This is a genomic window from Pseudoalteromonas sp. ABV4_021, from assembly GCF_056159365.1.
On sequence record NZ_JBSWVB010000001.1, the window covers coordinates 1621922 to 1637233 of the forward strand.

The following is a 15312-nucleotide window of genomic DNA, read 5'->3' on the forward strand; positions in this document are numbered from 1 at the left end:
GATTAACTTTTTATCAGTTTTTGGCAATTTTGCCACCGTGCATCGCGTTTCACATCATCCCAACTTGGGTAACGCTTTTGATGAAACACCTTCATACGTGAACCGTGTTCTTGAAAATCTGCTATCGAAAGCCCGTCAAGTACTTGGTAAAGTCCTTCTTTTTCATTACACAGTAGTACGTTATCACACCCTGCTTGCAAAGCTTTTGTCACTCGAGTGACATAATCCCCCACTTGCACTGCACCTTGCATTCCCATATCGTCAGATATCACAGGGCCGTTAAAACCAAGCTGCTGTCGTAACACCTTTTGCAACCAAAATGGCGAAAAACACGCTGGATTTTCATCAATTTCAGAGTAAATAACGTGCGCAGGCATTACCGCATCCGCAATGCCTAAATCAATTAACGCTTTAAACGGCAGTAAATCAAACTGACTTATCTCTCTAAAGCTACGATCATCTTTCGGCATTGCAATATGCGAATCTGGACCAACCGAGCCGTGACCCGGAAAATGCTTAATAACCGATTTCATACCCGCACTGTGTAAGCCACCAATCAGCGCTTTCGCGCCATTAGTTACATCCTTGGGTTCAGACGAGAAAGCACGATTGCCAATCACTTGTGAAATACCATTCACGTCAACACACGGAGCGTATGAGAAATCAATTTGACAGGCAAGTAACTCTGCAGCCAGTGTCCAACCAATATCATTTAAGCCGCTATTAGCAAACACAAATGCATCCGACATACTTGGCAATTCAGTAAAGCCGTCACGAAAACGCTGTACTCTACCGCCTTCATGGTCAACTGAAATTAAAAGTGATGGATTGATGCTTTTAATATGCTTTGTGAGCGCACATAACTGATCGATATTTTCAAAGTTACGGGAAAACAAAATAACGCCGCCCACTAATGGGTGCGCTAATAACTCGAGCTCTTCTTGTGATAACGTTTTATCATCAATGCCTGTGGTAATTGGTCCTAGCATAGTGCCCCTACAAGCTTGTAAAGAAATCATTAACGTCGATATTACGCGACTTTTTGAAATCGTTTACTTTGCTGCCAAGATACAAAAAGCCGACTAATTCATCTTCTGGAGCAAGATTAAGCGCTTGTTTTACATAATCATCTTGTGCATAACTACCAGTGCGCCATACACCGGCAAGCCCTTGTGCAAATGCCGCTTGTTGCATTGCCATTACCGCACAGCCTGCTGATTGTACTTGCTCGATTCTTGGTACCTTGTCATGAGGCTTATACTTGGCAATACAAATAATAATAAGCGGAGCACGCAAAGGCAGTTCTTTGGCACGCGCTAATACTGTGTCATCGGCGTTGTTATTCAATGCGGCTTGATAATAAATTTCGCCAAGTTTTTCACGAGCATCACCTTCAACAAGAATAAACTGCCATGGCTTAAGTGCCGCATGATCTGGCGCGCGCAGCGCTGCTTGTTTAATAATATCCAACTGTTCAGTTGTTGGACCTGGTGTAGTGAGTTTACTGTCTGATTGACGTTCTAATAAGAGTTCTAATGCGTTCATTAAGCTGACAAGTTAGTTTTTTGCCAAGCTTAACAAACTGCACTAAAAAGAAAAGAGTTTAACGCACCTACGGGCTAGCTATCTTGCTGGGTGTTTGGCAAAAACTTACGCGCAAGCCAATAATCAAGGCTGACGTACCTGCCGCCACCATTAAAAAATAAGCTCAACAACATGGCAAAATAAATAAAACCAAACTCAATACCGTTATTTAACACAACGGGTTTACCGGTTTCATACAAGTATTCTGTAAATCCATGTTCATCAAGGATTTCGCGCATCTTGTTCAATCGCTCTTGTGCTGCTTTGGAATTTTCTAAACTTGCCTTTGCGCCAGGAATCGCTAGCCAATCCAATACTTTTGCTGCACTGGTTTCACTATTTGTTGGGGTAATTGAAAACCAACCATTGTGCCAATGCACCGTGGTAATCGCGACAACCATAGTAAACGCTAATGGAATCGCAACGGCGCGGGTAAATAAGCCAATTAAAATCAACCACCCACCCAGAAACTCTGTCCATCCAGCTAAAAATGCCAATAACCCCGGCATTGGTAAGCCTAATCCCCATTCGCTATTACCAAACCATGAAACAACGCTAGGTAACGCCGTAATGGCTTCGAAAAAGCTAGCAGGGTTTTCGCTCATACCGAGCTTACTGTAACCTGCAATGATCATGACAGGTGCAAGAATTAAGCGGAACAGTAAAAATGGAATACCAGAGAAGATCTGGCTCTTTTGAATTAATGTTTGATAGTGATTAAGCAGTGTCATACCGACCTCTAATTTTTATAACTAAATTAAAGACCGGTAAAACACAGTTATTTATTCACTAAATTTTTCTAGCAACTTGCAGCGCTTCGAAAATTGCGCGTTTTGCATCGATTGCTGAGGCCAATTTTGCGCCACCGATCACATCAATTTTAGACGCATATTTTCCATTTTCGAGTTGTGATTCGAAGGTATTGGTATTAGACACTTGGCCAATACAGGTGATCACCGAATCACATGGAATGGTTTGTTGTTTACCATCTACCTCAATAATGAGACCATCTTTATTCAATTCAACATAATTACAACCACTGATCTGCTGTACATTTTGTTGCTTCGCGACCGCGCGGTGGATCCAACCCGTTGTTTTGCCTAGGTCACTACCAAAACGACCTGGACTGCGCTTTAACATAGTAATATTGTGTGGAATGTGATGTTGATGCCCTTCGACATTAATTGCCCATTGCTGCTTGAATTCGTCAACCGACTTATTCGCTTTTTCAGCTAAAAACGCAACCATATCAAAACCAATACCGCCGGCACCTAAAATTACGACATCTTTGCCAATTTCTACTTCGCCGCGGATCACTTCATCATACGCAAGCAAGGTTCTGCCATCCTTTAACGCAAATGACGCTTCACGCGGACGAACGCCGGTAGCAAATACCAAGTTGTCGTAAGCTTCATACATGCTATCGTCAAACGCGGTTTCAAGCTGAACATTTACCTTTAACTTAGCTAGCTCTGATTTAAAGTAATCAAGGGTATAGTTAAAGTCTTCTTTACCCGGCACACGCATCGCTAAATTGAACTGACCACCCAAGTGCTTTGAGCGCTCAATTAACGTCACTTTGTGCCCTTTTTCAGCTAAATAACAACTTGCCGCTAAGCCTGCTGGCCCACCACCAACAACAAGTACATTTTTAGCATTAGCTGTTGGTTCTAATGAATAATCTAATTCAAAGCCTGCGCGCGGATTGACAAGACATGTGGCGCGTTTACCTTTAAATACGTTATCTAAGCAACCTTGGTTACACGCGATGCACACATTAATGTTGTCGCTTTTGTTTTCAACGTATTTATTAAAGAAATCCGGGTCTGCCAGTAACGGTCTTGCCATTGAGATTAAATCAGCAGATTTATTAGTTAAGATTGAATTAGCAAGGTCTGGCGTATTAATACGGTTTACCGCAACACATGGAATAGATACATGCTGTTTTAGCATTTCGGTTGCTTCAACAAACGCACCTTGCGGTACCATACTGGCAATGGTTGGTACACGAGCTTCATGCCAGCCAATACCGGTGTTAAAAATATCAACACCCGCTTTTTCTAACACTTTTGCTTGTTCAATCACTTCATTTTGGGTTGAGCCCTCTTCCACTAAATCCATCACCGAAATTCTAAATACAATAATAAACTTATCGCTTACTTCACGGCGTACGGCTTCAACAATTTCTTTTGCAAGACGCATACGGTTTTCGTTTGAACCACCGTATTTATCGGTGCGTTTGTTAGTACGCGGAGCCATAAATTCATTAATTAAATAACCTTCTGAACCCATGATTTCAACGCCATCATAGCCTGCACGCTCTGCAAGTCGAGCCGATTTAGCAAACGACTTAACCGTGCTTTGTATATTGCTAAGCGACATTTCTTTTGGCTTATATGGATTGATTGGCGCCTTAATTGCGCTTGGCGCTTGATTAAATGGGTGATAGGCATATCGTCCTGCATGAAGCAGTTGCAAGCAAATTTTACCACCGTGCTCATGCACCGCTTTGGTTACTGGGCGATGCTTTAACACATCAAAAAACGTATTAAATGACGACGAGATTGGCGTTAATTTACCAACCAAGTTTGGGCTAAAGCCCCCTGTAATAATTAAACCAACACCGCCTTTTGCGCGTGCCTCATAAAATGCTTTTAAGCGCTTTATGTTCCAAACACCTTCTTCTAAACCGGTGTGCATTGAGCCCATTACAAGGCGATTTCGCAGTGAATTGTTTTTCAGTTTTAATTCTTGTTCTAACATACTTGCTACTTACTCTACTGGTCATACCTCAAGCACTTTAACTGGTTTAACCAGTTAACTCAAGCTTGTCCAAAGTGATCTCTTAACTTACTCACTAACTATAATGTTTTATCTAAACTTTTTAGCTAAACACTTAGTTACGTTTTTCATTTAAGTTTGTCTAAAAAGTAAGTTAAGATGGTAATAGATGATAAATCTATATATAGGATAGGATTTTGGTTAAAAAGGCATTTGTAGGCTTTTGGAATATTCTAAATTTTTCAAGACGCCTTGTATTAAACATTCTGTTCTTCTTTATTCTAATTGCACTGTTTGTATCAATTATGAGTTCAGAAGACGAAATTATTGTTGAACAAGACTCTGCGCTAGTACTGTCATTATCTGGCAATATTGTTGAAGAGAAAACATACATTGACCCTGTAGAAGCAGCACTTAATGACTCTATGGGTTCAAATGATGAGCCGCCTGAAGTATTGCTTGACGATATTTTGATGACGATTAAGTACGCAGCAAAAGATAAAAAAATAAAGCTGTTATTACTCGACCTGCAAAAAATGCAGGGCGCGCATCTTAATAAATTAAAAGCTATTGCAGCGCAGCTTGATAAGTTCAAAGAAACTGGCAAAAAAGTATATGCATACGGCGACTATTATTCGCAAGCGCAGTATTACATTGCTAGTAAAGCCGATGAAATCTTAATGCACCCATATGGCGCAGTTGATATTTCAGGTTATGCAACTTACCCGCTTTATTTTAAAGAAGCGATTGATAAGTTGGAAATCTCACAGCATATCTTCCGCGTTGGTACGTTTAAGTCAGCTGTTGAGCCACTGATCCGCAGCAATATGTCAGATGCTGCAAAAGAAGCAAACAAAGCATGGTTAGACGCACTTTGGCTTGAATATAAAACAGACGTTGCAGCGCACCGTGGTTTTGAAATAACAAACTTTGACGAAGATATGGAAACGTACAAAGAAAAGTTTGCCAAGGTTAATGGTCATTCAGGTCAATTTGCATTGCAATACAAGTGGGTAGACCAGTTAGTTAGCAAAGAGGCATTACGCCAAAAGCTAATTGCAGAAGTAGGCAGCAATGAATCAGGTAAATCATTTAAACAGATTTCGTTTAACAAATACTTAAAAACGTTAAAACCACCGTTCCCAATTGAAAACCCAATTACGGATAAAGTTGCTGTGGTTGTTGCGAAAGGCAACATTGTTGATGGCGAACGTAAAGCAGGCGAAATTGGTGGTGATTCAACAGCGAAACTACTGCGCCGCGCTCGCTTAAACGACAAAGTAAAAGCTGTTGTACTGCGTATTGATTCAGGTGGCGGTAGTATGTTCGCATCTGAAATTATTCGTGCAGAAGTGTTAGCGTTAAAAGACGCAGGTAAACCGGTGATTGCATCAATGGGCTCTGTGGCTGCATCAGGCGGCTATTGGATTGCAGCAAACGCTAATGAAATTTGGGCGGCGCCAAGTACTATCACTGGTTCAATCGGTGTATTCGGTACTATGATGACATTTGAAAAGACCCTCGCTAAGTTAGGTGTTTATTCAGATGGTGTTGCAACAACCGATATGGCATCGTTTTCTATGCTGCGCCCACTTGAGCCTAAATTAGCTGACGTTATTCAAATGTCTGTTGAAAGTGCGTATGACCGTTTCTTAACGGTTGTATCAGAAGCACGCGGCATGGATAAAGCTGAAGTCGACAAAGTAGCACAAGGTCGCGTATGGATTGGTACTAAAGCAAAAGAGCTTGGCCTTGTGGATGCCCTTGGTAATAAACAAGATGCAATCAAGCGCGCAGCTGAGCTTGCTAGTTTATCGATGTACGACGTTATCACTATTGAGCATCAACTAACTGAGCAAGAAATGCTAGTGCAAAAGATTTTTGGCGAATCACAAGCGGCTGCATTTGTTAAAGCGTACATTAGCAAAGACGATTACGCGCCAGTTAAAAACAGCATAATGCAAACAGCACAAGGTCTTAAACAGCAGGTATCGAGCTTAGAGCAGTTTAACGATCCAAATGGCGTTTATGCTAAGTGTTTAGTGTGTACAGTTAGCTACTAAACGCTACTTATACCCTAACTTTTACACTATAATAGCCCGGTACAACTACCGGGCTATTTTTATGAAACGAAAGAAAATATATATCGCCTACACAGGCGGTACCATAGGTATGAAGAAATCAAGCAAAGGCTATATTCCAGCTGAAGGATTTCTTACTCAAACTGTTAAAGCCAGTGCTGAATTTAATCGTGAAGAAATGCCATTATTTGATATTCACGAGTATTGCCCGTTAATAGATTCATCTGATATGAGCCCGATGCATTGGCAGCAGATCGCTGATGATATTAAAGCAAAATACGCAGATTACGACGGTTTTGTCGTACTACATGGCACCGATACCATGGCCTATACCGCGTCTGCCCTCTCCTTTATGTTGGAAAATTTAACCAAACCGGTGATTGTTACTGGTTCGCAAATTCCACTATCGCAATTGCGCTCAGACGGTCAAGTTAACTTACTCAACGCTATGTATCTTGCGGCTAATTACCCTATCGGTGAAGTAAGTTTATATTTCAATAATCAACTTTACCGTGGTAACCGTGCAACCAAAATGCATGCCGATGGTTTTGCTGCCTTTGGCTCACCCAATATGTCGCCACTTGCTAAGGTAGGCATTAATATTGAGTTAGTTGCCGGCCAATTAAGCCCAAGTTTAAACAATAAACTGGACGTCACTAAAATTACGCCTCAGCAAATTGCCGTATTGCACTTGTATCCAGGCATTTCTGTCGACCTTATTAAAAGTATGATGACAGACTCTTTAAAAGCACTTGTGCTATTGAGTTTCGGTGTAGGTAATGCACCTCAAAACCCCGAAATGCTTGAATTATTTAATAGTGCAACACAAGCAGGGTTAGTCATTATCAACCTTACTCAATGTATTCAAGGCAGTGTTAATATGGGGGGTTATGCAACCGGTAATGCGCTATTAAATGCGGGCGTAATTAGCGGTTACGATATGACGTTAGAAGCGTGTCTTACCAAACTTCATTACTTACTGAGTCAAAACTTAGAAGTTGAAACGGTGCGTCATTTAATGCAAGACAACCTAAAAGGTGAACTCTCTCGCTAGAGCTGATGTAATATGCCAAGAAAAAAGCGCCCTACGGCGCTTTTTTCTTAACTAACTTGTAATTACTTTGCTTTAAAATCTAAACACACTGAGTTAATACAATAGCGTGTACCAGTGGGCGGCGGACCATCATTAAATACGTGACCAAGATGCGCATCACACTGCTTACAACGCACTTCGATGCGTTCCATGCCATGTGAGCTATCACGTAAGTAACGAATACTTTCTTTTTCACTAAAACTAAAAGCCGGCCAACCACAACCAGATTGAAATTTATCTTCCGATTTAAATAGCAAAGCATTACAGCAAACACAATAATAATCACCCGACTCAAAGAAGTCGTTATATTCTCCCGTAAATGGGTATTCAGTGCCCCCATCTACGCACACATGTTTTTGTGCGTCGGTGAGGTGTGATTGCCATTTTTTATCCATTATCGTACTTTTGCATCTATATGCGTTAAGTCAGTTAAATGACAAGTTTCACCTTCGTGCGTTTTGATACCATGCTCACCAAAGTAATCGCGTTGCGCTTGCACTAAATGACCATTGCTTGGTGTTGTGAGCGTTGCATAGTAAGTTTGCGTAGCTGCAAGTACTGGGAATGCAAGGCCTGATCTTACTGCGTCAGCGGCAATGTTGCGAAGTGCAATCACTTCATCATTTAAACCATCAATAAAGCCGTTACCTTCTGCGATTTGATCTAAGTAATCTGCACGAATAATACAGCCTGCACGCCATGTTTGTAACGTTTTAGCTAAATCCACCTTCCATTGATGTGAACGTGATGCACCTTTAATCAAGGCTAAACCTTGGCGGTAACATAACAGGCTCGCTAAGTGGAATGCTTTGCGTAATTCTTCTAGATCAATGTCTACTTTCGCAGGTTGCTTTGCTGCGTAAGTCATTTCTAACGCTGCGTGAGTATCTTGCGTATTCGTTAAGTGGCGAGCTTGAACCGCTGCGACTAACGACGGTACCGCAATACCTAATTCAAGGGCATTTTGTGCAGTCCAAAGGCCTGTGCCTTTTGCACCAACTTTGTTATCGATTAAATCAACAATCGGTGTGTTATCGCTCGAATTAAGCTTTAATATATGGCTTGAAATTGACAGTAGGTAACTGTTTAGTTCACCTTCAGACCAAGTATCAAAAAGCGCTGCAATTTCATCATTTGATTTGCCGCAGCCTAAACGCAGCAAATGATACACTTCTGCAATTAACTGCATTAACGCATATTCAATGCCATTGTGAACCATTTTTACAAAATGACCTGATGCCGATTGACCAACACGAGCAAAGCACGATTCGCCATTATGGCTTGCCGCTACTTTTTCGAAGAAAGGAATAATGCGTTCCCATCCGCCTTCAGAGCCCGACGCCATCATTGCAGGGCCATGACGTGCTCCTTCAGCACCACCCGAAATACCCATAGTGGCAAATTCAAACTTATTTTGATATTTCAGTTTACGGGCAATACCGTCTTTATAATTACTGTTACCGCAATCGACAATAATATCATTAATATCAACGCCCGCTTCGATTAATTCTGAACACACTTTGTCTACCAGCTCGCCTGCTGGTACTAAAAGTAAAATTGAACGCGGTGTTTCAAGACGACGAACCATGTCGGATAAGTCGCTTACAATATGCAGTCGTTCGGCAAACCCTTCTTTTTTCGCTAAGCTCAGTAAATCTTCGCCTGCATCTGGGTTTTTGTCATAAGCGACGAGATTTAAACCTTTCTCAATTAAATTTAAGGCAAGGTTCTTACCCATAACGCCTAAGCCAACTAATGCGACTTGCATATAAAATCTCCTAACTGTTAGGTGTGAATTCATTGCTAATCTAAATTTTAGTCAGTGCGATGTTTACACTGGATTTTTAGATTAGTTAAGCGGTAATGGCGCGCATTATATGGCTTTTCGACCAGCATGCAATTTTATTATTAAAAAAATTATAGAATATAATTTCTTTGCTAGGCCTTAATTTTACTCGATTTGTTCAATTCTCTACCGAATATCAATCGTCTAACGACCGATTTCAGCGGACTTATGTCCTTTTTGAGGGCTATTAAGATAATTTAAAAGGCGTATAATAAAATTTACATAAATATTATTCATACTAAATCTAGTGTGCAATCAGTTGACGCCAACATGACACCGGTGTCATAATCTACTAACCACACAAAAAGCAAGTATATTAAGCTAGCCTCTTTAGCTTAGTTGTTGTGTAATACAAAGAATATATAGAAATAGCCAACGGGAGCTACTAAATGCCAAGACGTACCAAAATCGTTGCCACACTCGGTCCTGCTACAGATAGAGACGATAATTTAGAAAAAGTAATAAAAGCAGGTGCCAATGTAGTACGCCTAAACTTCTCTCATGGCGTCGCACAAGATCATAAAGATCGTGCAGCAAAAGTACGTGAAATTGCTAAAAAATTAGATACACACATCGCTATTCTTGCCGATTTACAAGGCCCTAAAATCCGCGTTTCAACGTTTAAAGAAGGTAAAGTTGACTTAGCAGTAGGCGCAAAGTTTATTCTTGATGCTGAAATGGAAAAAGGTCAAGGCGACATCGATGGTGTAGGTATTGATTATAAAGAGTTACCACAAGATGTGTCATCGGGTGACTTATTGCTATTAAATGATGGCTTAATTCAATTAACTGTTGATGAAGTTGTTGGTAAAAAAGTGCACACCACAGTAACTGTTGGTGGCGTGTTATCAAACAACAAAGGTATCAACCGTTTAGGTGGTGGTTTAACCGCACCAGCATTTACAGATAAAGATAAAGAAGATTTAATCACTGCAACTGAAATCGACGTTGACTACATTGCGGTTTCTTTCCCTCGTTCTGGCGATGATATGCGTTATGTACGTTCACTTGCAGAAGCTGCTGGGTCAAAAGCGCAACTACTTGCAAAAATTGAACGTGCAGAAGCCGTTGAAACGGAAGAAGCCATTGACGATATCGTATTAGCATCTGACGCTGTTATGGTTGCCCGTGGTGACTTAGGTGTTGAAATTGGTGATGCGGCGCTTGTTGGTAAGCAAAAAGCAATTATCAGCCGTGCACGTACGCTAAACCGCACTGTTATCACTGCGACGCAAATGATGGAATCAATGATTGATAACCCAATGCCAACTCGTGCAGAAGTAATGGACGTTGCAAACGCTGTACTTGATGGCACTGATGCGGTAATGTTATCAGCAGAAACTGCAGCGGGTGACTACCCTGCTATCACAGTTGAAACTATGGCGCGTGTTTGTTTAGGTGCTGAGTCTCAACCTCAAACTGCTATTTCTAAGCACCGCTTAGATTCAATGTTTGAAAACACATCTGAAACAATCGCACTATCAGCAATGTACGCAGCAAACCACTTAGATTCTGTAAAAGCACTAGTTGCACTAACAGAATCAGGCAGCACGGCAAAATTAATGTCGCGTATTAGCTCTGGTTTACCAATTTACTCGCTATCTCGCCACAACCGCACACTTGGTCAAACAGCACTTTATCGTGGCGTTTATCCGGTGTATTTCGATTCAACAGAATACGATTCAGGTTCGCTGGTAAAACAAGCATTAGCGACATTAGTAAGCAAAGGCTACTTACAATCTGGTGATAAAGTAATTTTGACCCATGGTGATGCGATGGAAACGGTTGGTGCAACAAATACACTTAAGTTAGTAACGGTAGATTAAGCCGAAATTAATATAAAAAAACCAGTTCAAATGAACTGGTTTTTTTGTTTTTAACAAAAAATATATCGCTTATACCAATTCTGTTAAGTATGTGATCACAGATAGTGCTGGATAAATGAAATGGTAACAAGGCGGAATTTTTCTTATGTAGTTGTTCTACATTGATAAATTATAACGCAGTTAACATGATATTTAGTCCGCTTGGATGATCAGCTACTTAAGTGAATTGGTATTATTTTGCGATATATGGGATCACTTGTGTAATGGGTTGTGAAAACGTTAAACGCTTGTCTTCCCCTTCTACATCAAGTGATTCAATTGTACAGCGATTGTCTTTACACTTAATTTCATCGCCCGCGCCCATTGGCGTTGCTGCTGTGTTATCAAACACTAAGGTGACACCTTTCACTTCTGGCATCATAAACGAGAACAACGTACGCATAAAAAAGCCAGACAAACGGCCAATTAAATCATCAAACTCAGTTTGTAGCTTTGCCATTTGTTTTAACGACACACTATCACCGTAATCTTGGCTTGATTCCATCTGCAATTTTAACTGACATTGCTCACCTGCTTTTGGCTGTACCACGATAAGCGCTTTGTCTTTATCGAGCGTTTCGTCAAACGGTAACAGCAATTTACTGGTTTGCGTATAATTAAGCGGATACTCATTGGTTTTAGTAATAATACTGCCGCTTTCAATCGTACAGGGATTAGCGTTTTGGTTAATTAAATAGAAACCAACATCTGCACTTGCGTAATCCCCTTTCGACATCACTTTTAAACGATCATAAAAGCCATCATACGAGACAACAAATTCAGACGCATTTGCTGTTAACGAAAGTGTTGATGCAAAAATGCCTGCCGCCACTAAAATCTTATTCACCGAAATACCTTTGATTCGTCATTAACATGTGATTTAGTTCATCAATATAGGCTTGGCCGCGCTCTGAGTAACTGCCAAGACCACTCAATAACTTCTCGGCTAGTATAATCTGTTCATCGTAGCGATTGCTTTGCCTTAGATCACGAAGTTGTTGATAAGCTGGGTGCGTATTAATGTTTCTGAAATAGGCGCGTACACTTTGCTCTAGCGTTTTAAATGCCGCCACTTCATGGCTACGCCCTTCATTACGCTTATTAGGTACCATGCCGCAGCCTTCTTTAAAGCACCATAAGCCAAAGAAGTTTAAGCCAATACGTGCAAAACGCGAGGTACCCCAGCCTGATTCGTTCGCCGCCTGTGTTAACACCATGGCGCGTGGAATCATATCAACACGGCGTAATGCACGGGTTAAGTTTTCTTCGTTAACTGTGTCGTCGAGTTTATATTCAACAAGAATTTTCTTTAACGGTTCGATTTGTGTTTCAGGAACGGCAAAACCGAGTTCGAGTTCAGTTAAGGCTAAATCAATTTTTTCCCGTTGCTTTAATATGCGTTTATTTTCCGCAATCACATGTGGCTTCAACAATTCAAAAAATGCTTTTTTGCGCGCTTTCACATCACGAATTTTCGCAAAATCAGGCAATTTCACATTATGCAGCGGCTTTTCAACAACCACTTTTTTTACTTGCGTTGCTTTATCTTTAGATTCGGTTTGTTTGTCAGTGTCAGTGAGCCAAGGAGCGACCAACATGTAACCAAACAAACACGCTATAATTAGTTTTAATAATAACTTCATATAAAATTTAAGTAGTTTAGAAATGTCTAAAAAAAGGAACAATTCTACACTAATGCATACTAGGACGTAAGCTTTTTAATCTTTGCCCTATCCCAATAAATACTGTGACCCACTAATGAACTGAGTGCTTTATTAAATAATTCGAAACTCGCAAACGGCGTCATTTTACCCGTTAAGCAGTACCAAGAGTGTGAATAACAATTACGTTTACTCACATGATAATCGTGATAAGCAAACACCTGACGAGCGATGTGTTCTTGGTCAAAATCAAATATGATTGGGTTGGCGAACGAGTCTGCTGCAACAAAAATATGCTGACCACTGCGGTCTTGTAAAAAGCGCTTAAAACTAATGGCACGCGATAATCCCGAACCGTGTAGCTCTAACACAAGATCATCATCAATTACTAAGCCTGTGTGGATAAACCCATTGTACACGCTACAACACACTATACTGCCAATTTGCGGCGTTATTTGAAATTCACTCGGTAGATGATCGCACGGATAGCGACCGACCGCACTGCGTGCCTTTAAACCTAACTTACGTTGTTTATCTTGCTTTTCTATCTCACTACGATAAAACGAATTTGCTAACACTGCGGCCGCTGAAACGCCAAGCAAAATTGGTAATGGCATAATCTCACTCCAAATATCACCCTAGCTTTAACTATGGCACAGCTTATACCTTAATAGTGTTTTAAGTTGTTGCAATTTATGTCTAAAATAACACTATGATATAAGTAGATTAAACCGGATTTATGACTGAAGAATGGCTGGCTAGACGTTATCAAGAAAACAAACATCGTCCAGATGATAAACGTTCCCCGTATCAGAAAGACCGCTCTCGCATTATTCACGCAGCCGCTTTTAGGCGTTTACAAGCAAAAACCCAAATTATGGGCATTGGCGTAAATGACTTTTATCGCACCCGATTAACCCATTCACTCGAAGTAGCACAAATTGCCAGTGGTATTTTAGGTCAACTAAGAGCAAATCCAAGCAATGCATCATTTTCAGCATGTTTACCTTGTCGCAGTCTTATCGAAACGTTATCACTAGCACACGACATTGGTCACCCGCCTTTTGGTCACGGCGGTGAAACGGCGCTTAATTACATGATGCGTGAGCATGGTGGTTTTGAGGGCAACGCCCAAACTCTTAGAATTGTGGCAAAACTAGAACCTTACAGTAAAGGCTACGGCATGAATCTAACACGCCGCACTTTATTAGGTTTTATAAAATACCCACAGCTGATCAAATCGTTGTGGAAAATTCCACATGATGTTGGCACAGATAAATTTATCAACTCTACTCGTTGGCTTCCCGCAAAAGGGCTTTATTGCGAAGAAAGTGCTGTGTTTGATTGGGTATTAGCACCGCTTTCAGATACAGACAAAACTACCTTTACGTCATTTGCCGAAAACGCGAATGGCATTGCTCGCACCCAATATAAATCGCTCGACTGCGCGATTATGGAATTAGCCGATGATATTGCGTACGGCGTGCATGATTTAGAAGATGCGATTGCCACGGGCATGGTAAGTCAGCATCAATGGCATGAATTTGTCGCAAATCATTTGAGTGAGTTAGAAGACGGTTGGCTTAAAACCAATTTACCACGAATTTCTGCCCAACTATTCTCACGCGATGAAGCCGATTTAAAAGAAGTCATTGGCGAACTAGTTAATTTATTTATTACACAGGCTAAAGTGAAAAAGCTTGGCGTATTTGACAGCCCGTTGCTTGACCACTCGGTATATTTAGACAAAGAGTTATTTATTTTACTTGAAGGGTTAAAACAATTTGTGTTTCGTAACGTAATTCGCCACCCAGAAATGCAGCAAATTGAATTTAAAGGACAAAAAATTATTTCCGATTTATTTGCCGCGTTTGCCAGCGATCCGCTGAGGTTGTTACCTCACACGCGCCAAACAATATACCAAACAGCACTTGAAAACGGTGAAACCGGCTACCGTCAACTTTGCGATTATATTTCATCAATGACCGATGAATACGCTATAAAGGTGCACGGCCGCTTATTTACTACTGAGTATTAAGCTATTTTTGAGTCATCGCGAAAAACCGTACCATCGTCTTTAGTTACATTACGGCTACAGTGACTTTCTTGTGTTTCAAGTAATTCACTGGGTCGTAAACTACGTTCTTTTAATGCTTCGCCACAATGGGGACATACATCAATTAAACATTCGCTACTAAGATGAAAACAATTAGTGCACTCAAAGCAACTCACTTCCGTTTCACTTTGTGCTTGTTCGCTTTTTTGACAATGGAACAATGCGTGTTCTGCCATATTTGACATTACGATCCTCCTTTTTGTTTGAACATAAAGAAAGCAAATCTGTTTGACAAGCTTATTTAATGAACAATTAATAAAACCAGTAAAAAGTGCTAATTAGTGC

At 40.7% G+C, this 15312-nt stretch carries 14 protein-coding genes; 4 read left to right on the top strand and 10 right to left on the bottom strand.

Annotated features, from left to right (window positions below; all coding sequences use genetic code 11):
• Positions 1–2: 2 nt before the first annotated feature.
• The 4 genes from nagZ to ACXAFE_RS07670 form a co-directional block, all read right to left on the bottom strand.
• On the bottom strand, positions 3–989 hold the full coding sequence (gene nagZ / locus ACXAFE_RS07655) for a beta-N-acetylhexosaminidase (RefSeq protein WP_475150899.1): 987 nt from the start codon (positions 987–989) through the stop codon (positions 3–5).
• A 7-nt stretch (positions 990–996) separates the two neighbouring features.
• A complete protein-coding gene (locus ACXAFE_RS07660) occupies positions 997–1545 on the bottom strand; it encodes an NAD(P)H nitroreductase (protein WP_105171316.1) in 549 nt (182 codons plus the stop codon).
• 74 nt (positions 1546–1619) lie between these two features.
• Entirely contained in the window at positions 1620–2315 is a 696-nt protein-coding gene (locus ACXAFE_RS07665) for an HvfX family Cu-binding RiPP maturation protein (protein ID WP_475150912.1), read from the bottom strand.
• Between the two features lie 58 nt (positions 2316–2373).
• Complete coding sequence (locus ACXAFE_RS07670; protein ID WP_475150918.1) at positions 2374–4347, bottom strand: FAD-dependent oxidoreductase; 1974 nt, start codon at positions 4345–4347, stop codon at positions 2374–2376.
• A gap of 215 nt (positions 4348–4562) precedes the next feature.
• On the opposite strand from ACXAFE_RS07670, the gene sppA reads away from it, so the two are divergent.
• Complete coding sequence (gene sppA, locus ACXAFE_RS07675; protein ID WP_475150924.1) at positions 4563–6428, top strand: signal peptide peptidase SppA; 1866 nt, start codon at positions 4563–4565, stop codon at positions 6426–6428.
• 61 nt (positions 6429–6489) lie between these two features.
• Positions 6490–7500, top strand: coding sequence for an asparaginase (ansA, locus tag ACXAFE_RS07680; RefSeq protein WP_475150931.1), 1011 nt, complete (start codon positions 6490–6492; stop codon positions 7498–7500).
• A gap of 62 nt (positions 7501–7562) precedes the next feature.
• On the opposite strand, the gene msrB is transcribed toward ansA, so the two are convergent.
• Both msrB and gndA read right to left on the bottom strand, forming a co-directional pair.
• Entirely contained in the window at positions 7563–7934 is a 372-nt protein-coding gene (gene msrB / locus ACXAFE_RS07685; protein ID WP_475150938.1) for a peptide-methionine (R)-S-oxide reductase MsrB, read from the bottom strand.
• Entirely contained in the window at positions 7934–9307 is a 1374-nt protein-coding gene (gene gndA, locus ACXAFE_RS07690) for an NADP-dependent phosphogluconate dehydrogenase (RefSeq protein ID WP_054981264.1), read from the bottom strand. The genes msrB and gndA overlap by 1 nt, the downstream gene beginning before the upstream one ends.
• Before the next feature lie 467 nt (positions 9308–9774).
• On the opposite strand from gndA, the gene pyk reads away from it, so the two are divergent.
• On the top strand, positions 9775–11211 hold the full coding sequence (gene pyk, locus ACXAFE_RS07695; RefSeq protein WP_100913456.1) for a pyruvate kinase: 1437 nt from the start codon (positions 9775–9777) through the stop codon (positions 11209–11211).
• 232 nt (positions 11212–11443) lie between these two features.
• Here the strand turns inward: pyk and ACXAFE_RS07700 are convergent, their stop codons facing one another.
• From ACXAFE_RS07700 to ACXAFE_RS07710, 3 genes are read right to left on the bottom strand one after another with little or no spacing between them, the layout of a single operon-like run.
• Entirely contained in the window at positions 11444–12097 is a 654-nt protein-coding gene (locus ACXAFE_RS07700) for a DUF2987 domain-containing protein (protein ID WP_475150949.1), read from the bottom strand.
• A complete protein-coding gene (locus ACXAFE_RS07705; RefSeq protein ID WP_475150951.1) occupies positions 12090–12893 on the bottom strand; it encodes a glucosaminidase domain-containing protein in 804 nt (267 codons plus the stop codon). The genes ACXAFE_RS07700 and ACXAFE_RS07705 overlap by 8 nt, the downstream gene beginning before the upstream one ends.
• Positions 12894–12952: 59 nt before the next feature.
• Positions 12953–13528 carry a hypothetical protein gene (locus tag ACXAFE_RS07710; protein WP_475150954.1) on the bottom strand — a complete coding sequence of 192 codons (576 nt, stop codon included), beginning with the start codon at positions 13526–13528 and terminating at the stop codon, positions 12953–12955.
• A 122-nt stretch (positions 13529–13650) separates the two neighbouring features.
• Here ACXAFE_RS07710 and ACXAFE_RS07715 point away from each other — a divergent pair, with 122 nt between their 5' ends.
• Positions 13651–14949, top strand: coding sequence for an anti-phage deoxyguanosine triphosphatase (locus tag ACXAFE_RS07715; RefSeq protein ID WP_475150958.1), 1299 nt, complete (start codon positions 13651–13653; stop codon positions 14947–14949).
• Here the strand turns inward: ACXAFE_RS07715 and ACXAFE_RS07720 are convergent.
• A complete protein-coding gene (locus ACXAFE_RS07720; protein ID WP_237131927.1) occupies positions 14946–15212 on the bottom strand; it encodes a DUF1272 domain-containing protein in 267 nt (88 codons plus the stop codon). The two genes, ACXAFE_RS07715 and ACXAFE_RS07720, sit on opposite strands and share 4 nt — an antisense overlap.
• Positions 15213–15312: the final 100 nt, after the last annotated feature.

What these genes read in the sequence shown, in the direction of transcription:
- ACXAFE_RS07720 (WP_237131927.1), bottom strand. Translation starts at nt 15,212, where the DNA reads ATGTCAAATATGGCAGAACACGCATTGTTCCATTGTCAAAAAAGCGAA.
- ACXAFE_RS07665 (WP_475150912.1), bottom strand. Translation starts at nt 2,315, where the DNA reads ATGACACTGCTTAATCACTATCAAACATTAATTCAAAAGAGCCAGATC.
- ACXAFE_RS07670 (WP_475150918.1), bottom strand. Translation starts at nt 4,347, where the DNA reads ATGTTAGAACAAGAATTAAAACTGAAAAACAATTCACTGCGAAATCGC.
- nagZ (WP_475150899.1), bottom strand. Translation starts at nt 989, where the DNA reads ATGCTAGGACCAATTACCACAGGCATTGATGATAAAACGTTATCACAA.
- gndA (WP_054981264.1), bottom strand. Translation starts at nt 9,307, where the DNA reads ATGCAAGTCGCATTAGTTGGCTTAGGCGTTATGGGTAAGAACCTTGCC.
- ACXAFE_RS07715 (WP_475150958.1), top strand. Translation starts at nt 13,651, where the DNA reads ATGACTGAAGAATGGCTGGCTAGACGTTATCAAGAAAACAAACATCGT.
- msrB (WP_475150938.1), bottom strand. Translation starts at nt 7,934, where the DNA reads ATGGATAAAAAATGGCAATCACACCTCACCGACGCACAAAAACATGTG.
- ansA (WP_475150931.1), top strand. Translation starts at nt 6,490, where the DNA reads ATGAAACGAAAGAAAATATATATCGCCTACACAGGCGGTACCATAGGT.
- ACXAFE_RS07660 (WP_105171316.1), bottom strand. Translation starts at nt 1,545, where the DNA reads ATGAACGCATTAGAACTCTTATTAGAACGTCAATCAGACAGTAAACTC.
- pyk (WP_100913456.1), top strand. Translation starts at nt 9,775, where the DNA reads ATGCCAAGACGTACCAAAATCGTTGCCACACTCGGTCCTGCTACAGAT.
- ACXAFE_RS07705 (WP_475150951.1), bottom strand. Translation starts at nt 12,893, where the DNA reads ATGAAGTTATTATTAAAACTAATTATAGCGTGTTTGTTTGGTTACATG.
- ACXAFE_RS07710 (WP_475150954.1), bottom strand. Translation starts at nt 13,528, where the DNA reads ATGCCATTACCAATTTTGCTTGGCGTTTCAGCGGCCGCAGTGTTAGCA.